Below are 18179 nucleotides of genomic sequence, written 5' to 3' on the forward strand. Positions count from 1 at the left end.
CGGCGACAGCCAAGAGAGGAACGCCATGAGTCGTGAAGCCCTGCAGGAATCGCTGTCCGCAGTGATGGATAACGAAGCGGACGAATTGGAATTGCGTCGGGTATTGAATGCCTTTGACGATGTAGAAACCCGTGATACCTGGGCTCGTTATCAAATCGCTCGGGCAGTTATGCACAAGGATTTGCTGCTTCCACGTCTGGATATCGCTGCGGCAGTTTCTGCTGCGCTGGCTGACGAAGCCGTACCTGCAAAAGCCACCCGTGGTCCATGGCGCAGCCTGGGTCGTCTGGCGGTCGCTGCTTCGGTAACCCTCGCCGTACTGGCAGGTGTTCGTCTATATAACCAGGACGAAATCGCTGGGGTCGAACTGGCTCAACAATCCAGTCAACCAGGTCTGGCCGTTCCTCAGGTCAAGGGTCCAGCTGTATTAGCAGGCTACAATGAGAGTTCGGAAGCCACTGGCCCTATGGCCAACGGCGTGTTGCAAGGTCAGCAAGGCTCGCACGATCAGCGTCTGCCAGGCTATTTGCGCCAACATGCTCAACAGGCTGCACTGAAAGGTACTGAGAGCGCTCTGCCTTACGCTCGTGCAGCAAGTCTGGAAAACCGTTAAGGAGGATCATGCGCGCCATCCCTCTACTTACGCTTCTGCTCGGTGGCTGGTTTGTTGTTCCAGCCCATGCTGATGAAGCCCAGAACTGGTTGACCCGTCTGGGCCAAGCCGAGCAACAGCAAAGTTTTCACGGTACATTCGTCTACGAGCGTAACGGTAGTTTTTCTACCCACAACATTTGGCACCGCGTCCAGGATGGCAAGGTCCGCGAGCGTTTACTCCAGCTCGACGGCTCGGCACAGGAAGTCGTGCGCATTGATGGACGTACTCAATGCGTTAGCGGCATTCTGATAGCAGGGCTTGGAGATTCCCCCAGCTCCGCTGCTCGTGCACTCGATCCACAAAAGTTAAAGAATTGGTACGACCTTGCCGTCATTGGCAAGTCGCGTGTGGCTGGGCGTGCGGCAGTAATCGTTTCACTGACACCTCGCGATCAACACCGCTACGGTTTTGAATTGCATCTGGATAAAGAAACCGGCCTGCCTCTCAAATCATTGCTTCTGAATGAACGAGGGCAGTTGCTGGAGCGATTCCAGTTCACGCAACTGGATACCGCCGATCTTCCGTCCGACAGCGACTTGCAGCCTAGTGCCGATTGCAAAACTATTGCCCTCGACAGTGACAAGGCTTCTGCAACCAAGGCGGCGCAAGTATGGCGTTCGGACTGGTTACCGCCTGGTTTCGAGCTGACCAGCAGTACGTCCCGCAAGGATCCAGAGACCAAAACCCAAGTCAACAGTCTGATGTATGACGATGGTCTGGCGCGTTTCTCGGTTTTCCTAGAGCCGTTGAATGGCGCAACAATTACTGACACTCGCACCCAGTTGGGGCCGACCGTTGCAGTTTCCCGACGCTTGACTACCCCGCAAGGCGAGATGATGGTGACCGTGGTCGGTGAGATTCCGATTGGCACCGCTGAACGGATTGCGCTATCCATGCGCAGCGACGCCACTGCAACCAAGTAGTGAGCTGAAATCGAAATGTTTGGTGAGCATTTCAACTTGCAAATATCCCCGATTTTTTCTATAGGTCAGAGCCTCTCGGCTCTGGCCTTGTTTGTTGTTCCCGGAACAAAAATACCGGCGTATCGTTCCCGGTGTTCCTTGCTCCATATCGCTTAACCATGCTCGTCGTAACGGGAGCCGTATGTCGATACCACGCTTGAAGTCTTATCTCTCTATTTTTGCCACCGTGCTGGTGCTTGGTCAGGCGGTCGCTGTTCAAGCGGCTGAGTTGCCTGACTTCACACAGTTGGTCGAGCAGGCCTCGCCCGCGGTGGTAAACATCAGTACCACGCAGAAACTGCCTGATCGCATAGTGAGCGAGCAGATGCCCGACCTTGAAGGCTTGCCGCCCATGTTGCGCGAGTTCTTCGAGCGCGGTATGCCGCCACAGCCGCGTACGCCCCGCGGTGATCGTCAGCGTGAAGCCCAATCCCTGGGCTCGGGTTTCATCATCTCGTCTGATGGCTACATCCTGACCAACAACCATGTGATTGCCGATGCAGACGAAATCCTCGTCCGCCTCGCTGACCGCAGCGAATTGAAAGCCAAACTGATTGGCACCGATCCGCGTTCCGACGTGGCTCTGCTGAAAATCGAGGGCAAGGATCTGCCGGTCCTCAAGCTCGGCAAATCCCAGGACCTGAAGGCCGGCCAATGGGTCGTGGCGATTGGCTCGCCATTCGGTTTCGACCATACCGTGACCCAAGGTATCGTCAGCGCCATCGGTCGCAGCCTGCCAAACGAAAACTATGTGCCGTTCATCCAGACCGACGTGCCGATCAACCCGGGTAACTCGGGTGGTCCGCTGTTCAACCTGGCCGGCGAAGTGGTTGGCATCAACTCGCAGATCTACACCCGTTCCGGCGGCTTCATGGGTGTGTCGTTCGCGATCCCGATCGACGTCGCCATGGACGTTTCCAATCAGCTCAAAAGCGGTGGCAAAGTTAGCCGTGGCTGGTTGGGTGTGGTGATTCAGGAAGTGAGCAAGGATCTGGCCGAATCGTTCGGTCTGGAGAAGCCAGCCGGTGCGTTGGTGGCTCAGATCCAGGATGACGGCCCGGCTGCCAAGGGTGGCCTGCAAGTAGGTGACGTGATCCTGAGCATGAACGGCCAACCGATCGTCATGTCCGCCGATCTGCCACACCTGGTGGGCGCGCTGAAGGCCGGCTCGAAAGCTGATCTGGAAGTGATTCGTGAAGGTAAGCGCAAGAATGTCGAGTTGACGGTCGGCGCTATCCCGGAAGAAGGCAAAGAGCTGGATTCGCTGCCGAAATCTACCACCGAGCGCAGCAGCAACCGGCTGGGTGTTTCCGTGGTCGAGCTGACGGATGAGCAGAAGAAAACCTACGACCTCAAAGGCGGTGTCGTGATCAAGGAAGTCCAGGACGGTCCTGCTTCTCTGATTGGCCTGCAGCCAGGCGATGTGATCACTCACCTGAATAATCAGGCAATCGGTTCCACCAAGGAGTTCACGGATATCGCCAAGGCGCTGCCAAAGAACCGCTCGGTGTCGATGCGGGTTCTGCGTCAAGGTCGCGCCAGTTTCATCACCTTCAAACTGGCTGAATAATCCGGTTGTTGGCTGAATAAAAAACCGCCTCGAAAGAGGCGGTTTTTTTGTGCCTGGCATTTTGTTTGAATAGCAGGTCAGCCCATCATGTCCTTGATCATGCGCTCCTGTTCCATCAGCTCACGTTGCCGTGCATCGATCCGCGATGACAGCGGGAAGTTGGTGCCTGCCTTGCGCTTGGCGAAGTCCAGTTGCTGAATGGCCTGGCGGTAATCCCCGACCAGGGCGAAATACTCGGCGCGAGCCTGATGCAGGCCGATGATGTTGCCTGACAGACCGCGAGTCTCGGCCACCATGTACCAGACGTCCGGATCGTCAGGACGGCTCTTGAGCAGATTCTCCAGTGCTTTTTCCGCTTCGGGCGCACGGTTCTGCTTGAGCAGCAGGTCAACGCGCACTGAGTTCAGCGGATAGTTGCCGGGGTACTGCGTCAACATTCGGTCAACCCGGGATTGGGCGTCCGGCAGACGATTGTTGGTGATGTCCAGATCGACCTGCGCCAGGTTGTAGATGATTTCGTTCGGCGACTTGGCCAGAAGCAGCTTGAGGTTTTCCCGTGCTTCATTCAGCTGGCCGCCCTTGATCTGCGCGATGGCCAGGCCATAGCGAGCGACATCATTTTTCGGGTTTTCATCAAGCTGGGCGCGAAAGCGTTTGGCACCCAGGCCTGGGGTTTCTTCATAGATCAACTGGACCCGTGCACGAATCAGCTGATAACGCATCGTGTCTTCGATGCCGCCGGGTTTTGCCTGTTCGGCGCGGTTGCGCGTGTCAGCGATCCGCGACTCGGTCACCGGGTGAGTCAGCAGAAATTCCGGTGGCTTGGCGTCAAAACGGTACTGGCGCGCCAATCGCTCGAACATGGTCGGCATCGACCGCGGGTCGTAACCGGCCTTTTCCAGATTGAGGATGCCAATGCGGTCAGCTTCCTGTTCGTTCTGGCGAGAAAAACGCCGTTGTTCCTGAATGGCTGCCGCCTGCGTGCCCGCAATGGCCGCGATCCCGGCGTTACCGCCGCCGGCTGCGGCAATCACGATCCCGGCCAGCAGCGCGGCCATCATCGGCACTTGCATGCGCTGTTGGGCTTCGACGCCACGGGCGAAGTGGCGCTGCGACAAGTGAGCCAATTCGTGAGCGAGTACGGAGGCGTATTCGCCTTCGGTCTGGGCATTGAGGAACAAGCCGCCGTTAACCCCGACAATACCGCCCGGTGCGGCGAAGGCGTTGAGTTGCGGGCTGTTGATCAGGATGAACTCCAGGCGCCGGTCATTGACCTGGCTGGTCTCTACCAGCCTGTAGACGCTGGATTCGACGTAGTCCTTGAGCTGTGGATCGTTGAGCTGCGAAACCTGGCTGCGCAACAGCGCCAGCCAGGCACGGCCCAACTGATGCTCCTGTTGCGGCGAGACGATGGCAGAACTGGCGTCGCCGAGTGACGGCAGGTCGTCGGCGAAGCCCGGTGAGGCGAGCAGGCAAGCGAGCGTCAGCAGGGTAGGGCGCAAAAAAGTCATGCACAAAGCCTTAGTCGACAAAGACCTTACTGTAGCCGGACACTACGCTTCGGACCAGATATTCTAGCCGCTCGACCACCTGTCCCCGGAGTGATGCAATGACCGACGCTGTAGCCCATGACGCCGAGCTCGACGCCAGCGGCCTGAATTGCCCCTTGCCGTTGCTCAAGGCCAAGATGGAACTCAATCGACTGGCCAGCGGCGCAGTGCTGAAGGTCATTGCCACCGATGCGGGCTCGCAGCGCGACTTCCGCACCTTTGCCCGATTGGCGGGTCATACGCTGCTTCGTGAAGAAGATGAAGCGGGTGTTTACCGCTACTGGTTGAAAAAAGCCTGAATTCTGCTGCGTTCGTTTCTAAGGATTATTGATGTTCAAAGTGTTACGCGACTGGATTCAGCGCTACTTCTCCGACGAAGAGGCTGTTGTGCTGGCGGTCCTGCTGTTTCTGGCGTTTACCGCCGTGCTGACGCTGGGCGGCATGCTTGCGCCAGTGCTGGCCGGGATGGTGCTGGCGTACCTGATGCAAGGGTTGGTCGTCACCCTCGAACGCCTGCGCATGCCGGGCGGGGTGGCGGTGGGACTGGTCTTTGCGTTGTTCATGGGGCTATTGCTGGTGTTCATCGTGGTTGTGGTGCCGTTGCTCTGGCATCAGTTGATTACGCTGTTCAACGAGTTACCCGGCATGCTCGCCAAGTGGCAGTCGCTGTTATTGCTGCTGCCCGAGCGCTACCCGCATCTGGTATCCGATGAGCAGGTGCTGCAGGCCATCGAAGTGGCGCGGGGCGAGATTGGCAAGTTCGGCCAGTGGGCGCTGACGTTCTCGCTGTCGAGTCTGCCGTTGCTGGTGAACATCATGATCTACCTGGTGCTGGTGCCGATCCTGGTGTTTTTCTTTCTCAAGGACCGGGAGATGATCGGTCAGTGGGTGCGTGGTTACTTGCCTCGTGAGCGGGCGCTGATCACCCGCGTCGCTCATGAGATGAACCGGCAGATTGCCAATTACATTCGTGGCAAGGTCATCGAGATTTTCATTTGCGGTGGCGTGACCTACATCGGTTTCGTTGTTCTGGGCCTGAACTACGCGGCGCTGCTGGCATTGCTGGTGGGCGTGTCGGTGGTGGTGCCTTACGTCGGCGCTGTGGTGGTGACCGTGCCGGTCATGCTGATTGCGTTGTTCCAGTGGGGCTGGAGCGATCAGTTCATCTATTTGATGGCGGTCTACGGGATCATCCAGACGCTGGACGGCAACGTGCTGGTGCCGTTGCTGTTTTCAGAAGCGGTCAATCTGCATCCGGTGGCGATCATCTGCGCGGTATTGTTGTTTGGCGGATTGTGGGGATTCTGGGGGGTATTCTTTGCGATCCCCCTGGCGACCTTGTTCAAGGCGGTGCTGGATGCCTGGCCACGCAAGGAACCGGTGGTGGCGCCGCTGCTTTAACTGCCGGGTAAGGCATAAGGCCTCTTCGCAAGCAGGCTCGCTCCCACATTAAACCGCGTTTGTCTGGACAGCTCGGGTCAACTGTGGGAGCGAGCCTGCTCGCGAAAGCGTCCGAAAGGGCGCTGAAAATCAGGCCTTGTTCAGCGCCTGAGCGGCAGCCAGAACAGCATCCACATGACCCGGCACCTTCACACCACGCCATTCCTGACGCAGCACCCCATCCTTGTCGATCAGGAACGTGCTGCGATCAACACCCATATATTCTTTGCCGTAGAGCTTTTTCAGCTTGATCACGTCGAACTGCTGGCAGAGCGCTTCTTCCTTGTCGCTGATCAGCTCGAAGGTGAACGCCTGCTTGGCCTTGAAGTTTTCGTGTGATTTAAGGCTGTCGCGTGACACGCCAAAGACTTCGGTATTGGCGGCTTTAAAGGCGTCGAGCTGGTCACGAAAGCCCTGACCCTGAGTGGTGCAGCCTGGCGTGCTGTCCTTCGGATAGAAGTAAATCACCACCTGCTTGCCTTTGAGGCTTGCGAGGTTGACGGTCTGCCCGCTGGTGGCGGGTGCTTCGAAGTCGGCAACCGGTTGATCGATGGCAACGGCCATGAAAGCTTCCTTACATTGGGTTTTGTGGGCGCCACGGTTCGATCAGGGCATCCAGGTTCAGCGCGTCGGCGAAATCCAGGAACTGATCGCGCAGCCAGCTGATTTGCACCCCGGCCGGCAAGGTCACGGTAAACGTGGCATTGAGCATGGTGCCGCCGGTTTGCGGAGCCTGATAGGTGTCACAGGTCAGGTTTTCCAGCTCGACGTTGTGGTCCATGAAGAACTGGCACAGCTCGTTGATAATGTCCGAGCGGTAAGCCGAGCTGACATAGGCGACGTAAGGCAGGGCTTGAGGACGATTCTCCAGCGCTGCGCTGCGCACCACGTTGACCGTAAAGGCGTGCTTCTTGGCGAGGCTCGGCAGGCTGCCTTCGAGGCGCGCAAGGGCATCCCAGCTGCCGGAGATCTCGAGGATCAACGCACTGCACTCGCCATGACGCGTCAGGCGAGAGGTGACCACGGCGCAGCGGTTTTCATGGCTGGCGCGGCACAGGACGTTAGTCAGCTCCATGGGGTTGGCGCCGAGGGCACTGATGACAAGGAATTGTTCGCGAACTGTGGGGGTGGACATGCAGCATTCCTAAAGCGATGAGCGGTCGATACTTCTACGGGCTTTTTTTACCGGGAGCGAGCCTGCGGATGCGAATTCAAAAAACCCGAGCCACAAGGTTGCAACATGCTCCAGTGAGGCAGGAGCGAGGGGCGGCAACGCTGGATCGGGGCTTGTGATGCCGAAAATGGAGGCTGGAACCCGGCGTACGAGCTTATCAGTACCGATCAAAGTCTGAAGGGTAGCGAAAAGCGACGCCAAGGGGAATGGCAGCAGCGCAGTACTTTGCTTGTGCAAGCATCTTGGCGCCAGTACCATTACCGCTCTCTTTTTCCGGCAGGAGCGGTTTCATGATTGCGGGCAGTATGGTGGCACTGGTCACACCCATGGATGCACAAGGGCGTCTTGACTGGGACAGCCTCAGCAAACTCGTGGACTTCCACCTTGAAAACGGCACCCATGCCATTGTCGCGGTCGGTACTACCGGCGAGTCGGCAACCCTCGATGTGGACGAACACATCGCTGTCATCAAAGCCGTGGTCAAGCAGGTCAATGGCCGTATTCCGGTCATCGCCGGTACCGGCGCCAACTCGACCCGCGAAGCCGTAGAACTGACCCGCAACGCCAAAGCGGCCGGCGCCGACGCCTGTCTGCTGGTCGTTCCGTACTACAACAAGCCGACTCAGGAAGGTTTGTACCAGCACTTCAAGCACATTGCTGAAGCGGTCGACATTCCACAGATTCTCTACAACGTTCCTGGCCGCACCTCCTGCGACATGCAGGCCGAGACCGTGATTCGCCTGTCCACTGTGCCGAACATCATCGGTATCAAGGAAGCCACCGGCGACATGAAGCGTGCCAAGGCAATCCTTGATGGCGTGAGCAAGGACTTCATCGTGCTGTCCGGCGATGATCCGACCGCTGTCGAGCTGATCCTGATGGGCGGCAAGGGCAACATCTCCGTCACCGCCAACGTCGCCCCGCGCGAAATGGCTGACCTGTGCGAGGCAGCGCTCAAGGGCGACGCCGAGACTGCACGGGCAATCAACGAAAAATTGATGCCACTGCACAAGGATCTGTTCATCGAAGCCAACCCGATTCCAGTGAAGTGGGCTTTGGTCGAAATGGGCCTGATGCACGAAGGCATTCGCCTGCCGCTGACCTGGCTGAGCGCACCCTGTCATGAAACGCTTCGCACGGCCCTGCGCCAGTGCGGCGTCCTGGTTTAATTGAGGAAGTACTACGCATGAAGCGATTGGCCGGACTTTCCGCACTTGCCTTGATCATCTCCAGCACCAGTGGCTGCGGATGGGTCTGGGGCCCGGAAGGTTATTTCCGTGACCGCGGTAGCGATTACCTGGAAGCGCAACAGACTGCACCCATGCAACTGCCGCCGGATGTCAGCACTGCCAAACGTCTGGATCCGCTGTTGCCGATCCCGCGCAACGTGGCCGATGACTCCGTCAAGGGCGAGTACATCGTTCCTCGTCCGCAGCCGTTGTCGGCAGCGGCTGACGCCAGCGCCTACTCCCTGCAAAAGACCGGTGATTCGCGTTGGATCGTTGCTCAGAACCCGCCGGCCGAAGTCTGGCCAGTGGCCGTGCAGTTCTTTCAGGACAACGGTTTCCGTCTGGACGAACAGCGTCCGCAAACCGGCGAATTCACTACCACCTGGCAGCATTCCGACGAACTGTCCGCTGCAATGGCCAAGCGCCTGAGCGCAGCCGGTGTCGGCGCGAACAGCGAAACCCGCGTGCGGGTCCGCATCGAGCCAGGCGTGCAGCGCAACACCAGTGAAATCTACGTGGTCAGCGCCGAGCGTCCTGCCGGTAGCACCTCCGACGTGGCCTTCACCAACCGTTCGGTCAACACTGGCCTGGACGCGGCACTGGTCGACGACATGCTCGCGAGCATGAGCCGCACCTCGGAGAAGGGCGGTTCGGTCTCCATGCTGGCTTCGCGTGACTCCGATACGCCAAGTCGTGTCAGCCTGAGCGAAGACGGCAGCGGTAACCCTGTCCTGAACGTCGGCACCGACCTGGATCGTGCCTGGTCGAGTGTTGGTCGTGCGTTGGAACAGGGCGAATGGCGCGTTGAAGACATCAACCGCAGCCTGGGCCTGTACTACATCAACCTGGCCGAAAAAGCCGAGAAGAAGGACGAGAAGCCAGGTTTCTTCAGTGGCCTGTTCGGCAGCAAGCCGAACAAGGAAGAAGTTGAAGCCCGTGCCGAGCGTTATCAGGTTCGCCTGAGCAAGGTTGGCGAAAACGTCCAGGTCACCGTCGAGAAAAACATCAACACCGTGGCGCCGGCCGATGTGGCGCGCAAGGTATTGAGCGTGATTCAGGACAACCTGGGCTGATCACATGCGTTTTGCCGTTCTCGGCAGCGGTAGCCAAGGGAACGGCACGCTGATAGCCAGCGCTGACACGTATGTGCTGGTGGATTGTGGTTTCTCCCTGCGGGAAACCGAAAAGCGTCTGCTGCGCCTGGGGGTTAACCCGGCGCAGTTGAGCGCGATACTCGTGACCCACGAACATGCCGACCACGTGCATGGCGTGGGTTTGCTGTCTCGGCGCTACAATCTGCCTGTCTACCTCAGTCGCGGTACCCTGCGCGGGATGCGCAAACCAATTGAACCGGCTGGCCTTCTGGCCGGCGGCGAGCAACTGCAGATCGGCGCACTGAGCATCGGCGTCATTGCCGTGGCCCATGATGCACAGGAACCGACGCAATACGTCTTCAGTGACGGTGAGCGGCGTTTCGGCCTGTTGACCGACCTGGGCTCGTATTGCAACAAGGTGCTGGACGGCTATCGGGATCTCGATGCGTTGATGATCGAGTCCAACCATTGCCGTGACATGCTGGCTCGCGGTCACTACCCGTACTTTCTCAAGCAACGGGTAGGCGGTGAACTGGGGCATTTGAACAACCATCAGGCGGCATTCCTGGTGTCCGAGTTGGGCTGGCAAGGCCTGCAACACCTGGTCCTGGCCCATCTGAGCAGCAAGAACAACCTGCCGCAGCTGGCCCGGCAATGTTTTGTCGACACCCTCGGGTGCGACCCGGACTGGCTGCAACTGGCCGATCAAGATTCAGGGCTCGACTGGCGACACATCGCCTAGCCCACCTACTTAGCAAGCGGAGCCCATCATGGAAAAACGTGAAGAACTCTACCGCGGCAAAGCCAAATCGGTTTTCAAGACCGACGACGCTGACCGCTTGATCCTGCTGTTTCGCAACGACACTTCGGCGTTCGACGGCAAGCGCATCGAGCAGCTCGACCGCAAAGGCATGGTGAACAACAAGTTCAACGCCTTCATCATGCAGAAACTCGAAGCAGCCGGCGTGCCGACCCAATTCGACAAACTGCTGGGCGACAATGAATGCCTGGTGAAGAAGCTCGACATGATCCCGGTCGAGTGCGTCGTGCGTAACTACGCCGCCGGCAGCCTGGTCAAGCGCCTGGGCGTCGAAGAGGGCATGAAGCTCAACCCTTACACCTTCGAATTGTTCCTGAAGGACGACGCCAAGGGCGACCCGTTCATCAACGAATCCCACGTCGTGGCGTTCGGTTGGGGCACCGCCGAGCAACTGGTTCGCATGAAAGAACTGTCGCTCAAGGTCAACGAAGTCCTGAGCAAACTGTTCGACGACGCCGGCCTGCTGCTGGTCGACTTCAAACTGGAGTTCGGCGTGTTCTCCGACGGCTCTATCGTCCTGGGCGACGAATTCAGCCCGGACGGCTGCCGTCTGTGGGACAAGGCCACCGGCAAGAAAATGGACAAGGACCGCTTCCGTCAGGGCCTCGGTGACGTCATCGAAGCCTACGAAGAAGTCGCCAATCGTCTGGGCGTACCGCTTTAATCGACGCAAGCATCTGATAGCACGGAAAAATTTCGCTTAGGGGGTTCGCTTCCGGCAAAAGTGTTGTTATGATGCGCGCCGTTGGAGAGATGCCAGAGTGGCCGAATGGGACGGATTCGAAATCCGTTGTACCTTCACCGGTACCTAGGGTTCGAATCCCTATCTCTCCGCCATTATTGAATAAGACTAAGCCCCTGAAATTGTTAAAGATTTCAGGGGCTTTTTCGTTTCTGGCGTTTCGTTTAGGGCAAATTTGCCGACTGTTTCGCCGGCGAGCGGTACGACTTACTCGCGAAACACAGGTGATATTGCTCTTTGCTATCGAACCTGAACTCTCGCCTGGATCACCCACAATCCCAGCAACGTCAGAGCAGCAAAGCCGCCACCCATCAAGAACGTGCCTTGGAAGCCTACCGTGTCCCACAGTGCTCCAGCGATGACGCTGGCCAGCAGCAAGGCCAACCCGGTCAACAGGTTGAACATGCCAAATGCCGTCCCGCGCAGTTCAGCCGGCGCGCAATCGGCGATCAGGGCGGCGAATATCCCTTGGGTAAACCCCATGTGCAGCCCCCATAGAACGACGCCGACGACCAAGCCTCCGATACCCGGCGCGAACGCCAGCGTCAGGTCGGCAGCAATCAGCAATATCAGACCTGCACCGAGTACCGCCACGCGGCTGACACGATCAGACAAGGCCCCGGCGGGATAGGCTGACAGTGAGTACGCTACCGCCATCAGGACAAGCACCGCTGGCGCCCACATCGGCGCGAGCCCGACGGCCTGGCCGCGCAGTATCAGAAAGGCTTCGCTGAAACGCGCCAGGGTGAACACCGCAGCGACACCCACCACCCACCAGTAACCAGCGCCCAGTCGGGCTAATTCCCGCCGGCTCAAAGGCGCACGCACCCGGTGCGTCCCTTCCACTGCTTTGGGTTCATGAACGAACACCAGCAGCACCGCGACGGCAAGGAAGGCCGGGATGACGGCCACCCAGAACACGGTCTGGAAGTGGTTCGCGGTTAGCCACATCAACCCGATCGCCAGCAACGGCCCCAGGAATGCACCAACGGTATCCAGCGTTTGCCGCAGGCCGAAAGCTGCGCCCCGTATCGCGGGCGGCGTGATATCGGCCACCAACGCATCGCGCGGGGCGCCGCGAATACCTTTGCCAATACGGTCGATAAAGCGAGCCCCGATCAGCCAGTCCAGCGAGCCCGCCAAAGGAAAGATCGGTTTGGACAGTGCCGCCAACCCATAGCCCAACGCCGCGAGCAGTTTGCGCTTGCCCAATCGATCGCTGAGTGCCCCGGAGAATACCTTGGTGATCGAGGCCGTAGCCTCGGCTATGCCTTCGATGAGACCCACGGCCAAAACAGAGGTCCCCAGTACGGTGACCATGTAGAGCGGCAACAATGCATGGATCATCTCTGAGGAGATGTCCATCAGCATCGAGACGAAGCCCAGCGCCCAGATGCCGCCAGGCATGGTGCGCCAAACGTTGCCGGTTGACGTTTTCTTGATTGGCGCAGTAACCGAAGTGCCATCTGACTTGTCGGTGGTTTTCATCATGAGCCTCGAAATCCTTGTTTGGCACAGGCCTCTAGCGCCTCGCACCCCCGCAGCCGCGTTGCCGCTACCTCCGCCAAGATACGCTGTATCGATGAGTGATTTCGATCAAACAGATTGCGCCGATCCCACATCAGTTTGTTCTGGCTTACGGTGTAACCCTGGTCATTAGCTATCATGCAATACAGGGCAAATCACCGGATGACGGGGGAATGCATGAACAGATGGCGACGGATTTGGGTGTTTGTGAAGCTGGTGGCAGCATTTGCGGCATGCCTGGCTGTTGCTGTTCAGGCTTTCAGCTACATGTTGGAAAGCCCCGATGCAGCGCAGATGCACCCTTTGAGCATTTTGGTGGTTGGACTGATCTTTGGCTTCGTCACCTATGGAATCCTTTCACTGATTGAAAGGCTTGTGCGGGTTTTCCTGCCCCATCCTGTCCCAGTCACCACCACGGTAGCGGCTCAACCTCAAACCGACCTTGAGGAAGATGCCGTGGTGATGGAAGAACAGCCTTTGACCCTGTCAGCTGACGATTCAACTCAGCAGAAAAATCACTGAACAGTCTGTAAGGCATGTATTGCCGGGCGATCACCAACGGCTTGAATCAGCGTTTTTGCGTCGGACCAGATAGCATCGCAGCGTAAGAAAAATATGCCTCTTCAAGGGAAAAGTTACCCAGCGCAGTCACCCAATTCACCGCCCCCCGAATCTGTTGGTCGTCCCGCCAATCAAGGCTGAATCTGCGAAACATCCCCTGACATTGAAAGACCCTGCTGCAAAAAATCCTCATCTACTCTCGTTTCGCAGATCACTGATCTGCGGTCATCAGCAATCGCAAGGAGCGAGCAATGTATTTCGAGATTTACAGGCAAACCCGTGGCATCGCACAGACCGGCAAAGGTCAATGGCGGTGGCGTTTGAGGGCGGGTAACCATGAAACGATTGCCAGTGGGGAGGCTTACGTCAACAAGTCTGATTGTGTGCATGCCATCAGTTTGATCAAAGGGACCCATGATCAGACCCCGGTCAAGGAAATCTAGGCTTCAGGTGGTGAAGCTGCTCAGCCAGAGCAGCTTCGTTTCAACGGGCGGTCTCATGGTTATGAGTGCCGCTGCCGGATTGCGGATTAAACACAAACTGCTTGAGTCGCATAGACGCCGATTGCGACAGCTACCTAAACTGTCATCAGATTTGGGAGCGGGGTCAGTGGATGAATCGTAACGAACTACGCAAGGCCGACATCAACCTGATGGTGGTGTTTGAAACGCTGATGCTCGAACGCAACGTCACCCGGGTGGCTGAAAAGTTGTTTCTCGGCCAGCCGACCATCAGTTCGGCGCTCAATCGCTTGCGCACGATGTTCAACGACCCGCTGTTCATTCGCGTCGGCCATCGCATGGAGCCGACGGCACGGGCCGAGGAGATTATTCTGCACCTGTCGCCGGCGTTGGATTCGTTGTCGGTGGCATTGAGCCTGACCCATGATTTCGACCCCGCCAGCAGCACCATGACCTTTCGTATCGGGCTGTCGGACGATGTCGAGTTTGGCCTGCTGCCGCCATTGCTGCGTGCCTTGCGCCAGGAAGCCCCCAAGGTGGTGTTCGTGGTGCAGCATGTCGATTACTGGCGGATTCCGGATTTGCTGGCGTCCGGCGATATCACCGTTGGTATCAGCCAGACTCGCGGGCTGCCGGCCAACGCCAAGCGCAAGTTGTTGCGGCACATCCTGCCGAGCATTTTGCGCGCGGACGCATCGGACACACCGTTGACGCTCGATGAATATTGCGCACGACCGCACGTGCTGGTTTCCCACACCGCCAATGTCAGTGGTTACGCCGATGAGTGGCTGGCGGAGATTGGTCGCACGCGCCAAGTCGTCCTTTCCGTGCCGCAATACAGCTCGTTGCCGGCCTTGCTTGCTGGGACCGATCTGATCGCCAGCCTGCCGGACTACGCCGCCGAAGCGATGGCCGCGTCCGGCCAGCTGTTCAAGGAGCCGTTTCCGTTCAAGACGCCAACCCTGGATCTGTCGATGGTGTGGCTCAGCCATGTAGATACCGACCCGGCCGAGCGCTGGTTGAGGTCGCGGCTGGAGGCGTTCATGAGTGAGCATCCTGGGTCGCGGATCTGAATCTTGCCGGGCGGGGCAGGTGACGAGCGAGCCGGAACTCGCTCGGATCGGGAGGCAAGTGATCAAGCCGACGGGATATGGGTTTCCCGCAACTGACACTTTTCCCCGATTTGCAGCTTGTTGTCCTGAGTGTAAGGCTGCCCCTGCCTATCGATCAGGAAAAATACTTCGAATAGATACTGTTTGCCGCCTAAGCTCGCACAACGAAATGAGGTGTTGGACGGGAACAGCGTTTTTAACTTTTCCAGATCAAGGGATTTACCCTGATATTGGTTGAACTCTGGACTGTAGTGGACGGCGTCGCGCAACCTCACGAAATCTTCGAAGTATTCCCGTTGGCTGGTGCCATAACAGGTGCCGTGTTTTTGCCATTCGTGTTTCATCAGGTATTCAGGCGACTCGGTGACAATTTCAGAAAAACGATTGTCGGCCTGGGCCTGCGCCTGGACTGTTGTTGATAGTTCGCAAGCGACTTCAGTCTGATTACATCCTGCGGATTTGATGCAGGAAGAGGGGGGGCGATTGGCCGATTGAGCGGTGCTGTTGTAATACGGCCAGATGCCGTGCGTGTAAAAAACGTTTTTAGGTTTGTTACATCCGGCTGTGGCGGGCGTCAGCAGACAAAATGTCGGCTGCCAAGTGACGGCATAAGCGAGGTAATCGAAGTTTGCACTAGGGGCTCCTTCCTGGCTTTCTTCGTCAGGGTCAAGAGCGTGCGCGCAGAAAGAAATAACAGACAGGGCCATTGAGGCGTATAGACGATTCATAGTGTTCAATCCTTGATTCAGGCTTTTCCGGGTTACCTCCTCACTGCGGGAGAGGACGCTTGCTGTTTCAGCGTCATGATCAATTAACGGCACACTTCTAATTTCAGACCTGATCTGGAAACGATAGTAGAGTACGGAGCATTAGGAAAACCGTCTTCATCTTTGATTCCGTCCCGCCATTAATTCAGGAGCTCAGTCATGCCTCACCTGCACATGGAATACACCGCCAACCTGCCCGAGCTCAATGCCGACGTGGCGTTGATCCGGCTCAATAATACGTTGGTGGCTTCCGGTCAGTTCGCTGCCGAATACGACATCAAGAGCCGAGCGGTGAAGGTTGAGACGTTCAAGGTCGGCACGGTGTCAGGCGAGCGAGCCTTTGTGCATGTAAAACTGGCGCTGTTGAGCGGTCGTTCGCCGCAGATCAAGCAGCAGTTGTCCGAAAGTTTGCTGGCGGTGGTGCAGGAGCTGTGTGAATGGCCGAAGGACATTGAAGTCCAGCTGGCCGTGGAAATCCTCGACATCGATCGAGAGTCCTACACCAAGATTGCCATCAGCCACTGAGTTTCAGGCCATTTCCTGCTCGGTGCAGGCCTTGACCACTTGCTCGCGCAGCCAGGTGTTGGCGCTGTCCTGATCGACATTCTGGCTCCACTGCATGTCGAGGCTGAAACCCGGCAAGCCGTTGGGCGCTTCGCAATGATTGAAGATCGCATCGTTGGCCAGCAATTGCTGGATACGCCGAGGCAGGGTCAGGATGAAGTCGGTGCCGGTGATCATCTTCAGTGCCGCGCTGTAGCTGTTGGAGCGCGCGACGATCTGCCGTTTTTGCGCCTGCTGCGCCAGCCAGCCGTCGACCATGTTGGTGGTGGAGGTCCAGGGTGTCGGGAATACGTGCCGGCGTTCAACAAAGGCTTGCAGGCTTAAACGCGGCTCCGGCGGTGTGGCACGTTTATCGAAGACACAGACCAGGTCGTCCTCCAGCAGCATCCGGGATTTGAAATCGCCGTGACTGCGATGAAAGTTCGGGCCGAAGCAAATCACCAGGTCGAGGCTGCCGTCGCGCAGTTCGTCGACCGGGATGTCGGTTTCGAACTTGTGCATGTTGACCATGACTGGAAGGTCGGCGAAATCGAAGCTTTTCAACAGGCGCGGCAGGATCAACTGCTCGAAGTATTCCGGTGCGCAGATATTGAAGGTGACGGGTTGCAGGGTGGGGTCGAATGCTGGCGCACCGGCGTGACACAGGTTGATGCTTTCCAGGATTTTCAGCACGTGGGCGTACATGGTGCTGGCTTTGTAGGTGGGGCGCATACCCGCGCGGGTATTGATGAACAGTTCGTCTTCGAAACTGGTGCGCAGCTTTTTCAGGCAGTAACTCACGGTGGACTGGCTGACGCAGAGCGCCTCGGATACACCGCTGACGCTGCTTTGCTCATACACGGCGATAAACACCATGAGGTCCTGCATATCGAGCTTTCTAAGCAAGTTACTGTTCAACATCCGTTCGTCTCGCTGTGCTCCTTGCGCTGACTGTGCGCAAACGTGTGCGAGTGATCCTAACGGAACGATGGTGCCAGGAGAATGCCTTGTAGGCGTTTTCATGGAAAGTTGTGGGGCAATTCCAGAGGGCTTCAGTCCTGAACGGCTGCAGGCACCCCTCGACGACTGGACATCAGCAGTGCCCACATACCGACTCCGACCAGCAGCGCGCCAATGATTTCCAGCGACAGTGGCGACTGACGTAACCAGAACCAGTGAAACAATGTAAGAAACAGTGTGCTCAGGTAAATGTAGGAAATGACCGAGGAGGGGGCGATAACGCCGATGGCCCGATGCAGCAGCCAGAAGGTCGCCAGCGTGGCGAACACCGCCAGGTAAATCAGCCACCAGAAATCGCTCACGGTCAGCAATGACGCCGATCGCCAGCCGCCGCTGAACCCACAGAATGTCAGCAGAAACAGCGCGCCGAACAGCATGTTCCAGAACGTCATGCCCACCGGGCCGCGACCCTTGAGGCTGCGAGTCTTGAGCCGTTGACTCAGGGGCGAATAGAGCGCCATCGCCAGGCAACCGACGCCATACACCGACACTGCATACAGCGAAGGCAGCTCACCAGGGCCTGCGCCTTTCAAAACCAGCAACACGGCCCCGGCAGCGGCAATCAGCATCGGCAGCACCCGTTGTTTCAGGTGGCTGTCGGGCATCAAAACGGCTTCGAACAGCAATGTCAGCAGTGGCACCAAGGTGAACATCGTCCCGGTGTTGACCGCCGAGGTATAGCGCAGTGCCTCGAACAGCGAGCCGAAATACACCGCCAGCAGCAAGCCGAGCACGGCATGGCCGAACAGTCCGCGGGCGGTCATGGCGGTATCGCCCTTGAACAGCAGCAGCGGCAAAAATACCAGGGCGCAGAACAGCAGGCGCAAACCGGTCAGCAGGATCGGGTCGATGGCTTGGCTGACCTGTGCTGCCGCAGAAAACGATGCAGCGATCAACAGTGCCCAGAGCAGCATGCCGACGTGAGCGGCGGCGAAACCGGTGTGTTTCATGG

Annotated in this window: 20 protein-coding genes and 1 tRNA gene; 14 read left to right on the forward strand and 7 right to left on the reverse strand. The window is 57.9% G+C overall.

All coding sequences use genetic code 11. The annotated features are described in order from the left end of the window. The first annotated feature begins 25 nt into the window (after nt 1–25). The 3 genes from KW848_RS06905 (at nt 26) to KW848_RS06915 (ending at nt 3187) form a co-directional block, all read left to right on the forward strand. The gene (locus tag KW848_RS06905) at nt 26–613 is read left to right on the forward strand and encodes a sigma-E factor negative regulatory protein (RefSeq protein WP_111450832.1); all 588 of its coding nucleotides are present in this window, start codon (nt 26–28) and stop codon (nt 611–613) included. An 8-nt stretch (nt 614–621) separates the two neighbouring features. Beyond that, entirely contained in the window at nt 622–1578 is a 957-nt protein-coding gene (locus KW848_RS06910; RefSeq protein WP_192406625.1) for a MucB/RseB C-terminal domain-containing protein, read from the forward strand. A 181-nt stretch (nt 1579–1759) separates the two neighbouring features. Then, the gene (locus KW848_RS06915) at nt 1760–3187 is read left to right on the forward strand and encodes a DegQ family serine endoprotease (protein ID WP_111450828.1); all 1428 of its coding nucleotides are present in this window, start codon (nt 1760–1762) and stop codon (nt 3185–3187) included. 77 nt (nt 3188–3264) lie between these two features. Here KW848_RS06915 and KW848_RS06920 read toward each other — a convergent pair whose 3' ends face one another. Beyond that, complete coding sequence (locus tag KW848_RS06920) at nt 3265–4698, reverse strand: M48 family metalloprotease (protein WP_111450827.1); 1434 nt, start codon at nt 4696–4698, stop codon at nt 3265–3267. Nucleotides 4699–4796: 98 nt separating this feature from the next. Between KW848_RS06920 and KW848_RS06925 the strand changes: the two genes are divergently transcribed. After that, nucleotides 4797–5036, forward strand: coding sequence for a sulfurtransferase TusA family protein (locus KW848_RS06925; RefSeq protein WP_007930235.1), 240 nt, complete (start codon nt 4797–4799; stop codon nt 5034–5036). A gap of 31 nt (nt 5037–5067) precedes the next feature. Then, nucleotides 5068–6138, forward strand: a complete 1071-nt coding sequence (locus tag KW848_RS06930) for an AI-2E family transporter (protein WP_046055715.1) — start codon at nt 5068–5070, stop codon at nt 6136–6138. A 129-nt stretch (nt 6139–6267) separates the two neighbouring features. On the opposite strand, the gene KW848_RS06935 is transcribed toward KW848_RS06930, so the two are convergent. Further along, entirely contained in the window at nt 6268–6741 is a 474-nt protein-coding gene (locus tag KW848_RS06935; protein ID WP_008153083.1) for a peroxiredoxin, read from the reverse strand. 10 nt (nt 6742–6751) lie between these two features. Next, entirely contained in the window at nt 6752–7312 is a 561-nt protein-coding gene (locus KW848_RS06940; RefSeq protein ID WP_008034925.1) for a glycine cleavage system protein R, read from the reverse strand. Between the two features lie 329 nt (nt 7313–7641). Here KW848_RS06940 and dapA point away from each other — a divergent pair, with 329 nt between their 5' ends. From dapA to KW848_RS06965, 5 genes are all read left to right on the forward strand, one after another. Continuing rightward, nucleotides 7642–8520, forward strand: coding sequence for a 4-hydroxy-tetrahydrodipicolinate synthase (gene dapA, locus KW848_RS06945; protein WP_008153085.1), 879 nt, complete (start codon nt 7642–7644; stop codon nt 8518–8520). Nucleotides 8521–8537: 17 nt separating this feature from the next. Continuing rightward, on the forward strand, nt 8538–9653 hold the full coding sequence (gene bamC / locus KW848_RS06950) for an outer membrane protein assembly factor BamC (protein ID WP_218536398.1): 1116 nt from the start codon (nt 8538–8540) through the stop codon (nt 9651–9653). 4 nt (nt 9654–9657) lie between these two features. Further along, nucleotides 9658–10416: an MBL fold metallo-hydrolase gene (locus tag KW848_RS06955; protein ID WP_008153089.1), complete on the forward strand. Its 759-nt coding sequence runs from the start codon at nt 9658–9660 to the stop codon at nt 10414–10416. A gap of 28 nt (nt 10417–10444) precedes the next feature. Continuing rightward, nucleotides 10445–11158 carry a phosphoribosylaminoimidazolesuccinocarboxamide synthase gene (gene purC, locus KW848_RS06960; protein ID WP_008034929.1) on the forward strand — a complete coding sequence of 238 codons (714 nt, stop codon included), beginning with the start codon at nt 10445–10447 and terminating at the stop codon, nt 11156–11158. Between the two features lie 83 nt (nt 11159–11241). Beyond that, a tRNA-Ser gene (locus KW848_RS06965) sits at nt 11242–11331 on the forward strand. Nucleotides 11332–11476: 145 nt separating this feature from the next. On the opposite strand, the gene KW848_RS06970 is transcribed toward KW848_RS06965, so the two are convergent. Continuing rightward, on the reverse strand, nt 11477–12643 hold the full coding sequence (locus KW848_RS06970; RefSeq protein WP_218536531.1) for an MFS transporter: 1167 nt from the start codon (nt 12641–12643) through the stop codon (nt 11477–11479). A 297-nt stretch (nt 12644–12940) separates the two neighbouring features. Between KW848_RS06970 and KW848_RS06975 the strand changes: the two genes are divergently transcribed. From KW848_RS06975 to KW848_RS06985, 3 genes are all read left to right on the forward strand, one after another. Further along, nucleotides 12941–13285 carry a hypothetical protein gene (locus tag KW848_RS06975; protein WP_218536399.1) on the forward strand — a complete coding sequence of 115 codons (345 nt, stop codon included), beginning with the start codon at nt 12941–12943 and terminating at the stop codon, nt 13283–13285. Between the two features lie 290 nt (nt 13286–13575). Further along, the gene (locus KW848_RS06980; protein WP_008074435.1) at nt 13576–13767 is read left to right on the forward strand and encodes a DUF1508 domain-containing protein; all 192 of its coding nucleotides are present in this window, start codon (nt 13576–13578) and stop codon (nt 13765–13767) included. 170 nt (nt 13768–13937) lie between these two features. After that, complete coding sequence (locus KW848_RS06985) at nt 13938–14858, forward strand: LysR family transcriptional regulator (RefSeq protein WP_218536400.1); 921 nt, start codon at nt 13938–13940, stop codon at nt 14856–14858. Between the two features lie 62 nt (nt 14859–14920). Here KW848_RS06985 and KW848_RS06990 read toward each other — a convergent pair whose 3' ends face one another. After that, nucleotides 14921–15625, reverse strand: coding sequence for a hypothetical protein (locus tag KW848_RS06990; RefSeq protein WP_218536401.1), 705 nt, complete (start codon nt 15623–15625; stop codon nt 14921–14923). Between the two features lie 198 nt (nt 15626–15823). Here KW848_RS06990 and KW848_RS06995 point away from each other — a divergent pair, with 198 nt between their 5' ends. Further along, nucleotides 15824–16189 carry a 5-carboxymethyl-2-hydroxymuconate Delta-isomerase gene (locus tag KW848_RS06995; protein WP_192406631.1) on the forward strand — a complete coding sequence of 122 codons (366 nt, stop codon included), beginning with the start codon at nt 15824–15826 and terminating at the stop codon, nt 16187–16189. Nucleotides 16190–16192: 3 nt separating this feature from the next. Here KW848_RS06995 and KW848_RS07000 read toward each other — a convergent pair whose 3' ends face one another. Both KW848_RS07000 and KW848_RS07005 read right to left on the reverse strand, forming a co-directional pair. Beyond that, nucleotides 16193–17128, reverse strand: coding sequence for a LysR family transcriptional regulator (locus KW848_RS07000; protein ID WP_218536402.1), 936 nt, complete (start codon nt 17126–17128; stop codon nt 16193–16195). A 131-nt stretch (nt 17129–17259) separates the two neighbouring features. Continuing rightward, nucleotides 17260–18177, reverse strand: a complete 918-nt coding sequence (locus tag KW848_RS07005) for a DMT family transporter (protein ID WP_218536403.1) — start codon at nt 18175–18177, stop codon at nt 17260–17262. Between the last annotated feature and the right edge of the window lie 2 nt (nt 18178–18179).

The sequence above is a fragment of the Pseudomonas sp. PDM25 genome, assembly GCF_019219045.1.
Lineage (GTDB): Bacteria > Pseudomonadota > Gammaproteobacteria > Pseudomonadales > Pseudomonadaceae > Aquipseudomonas.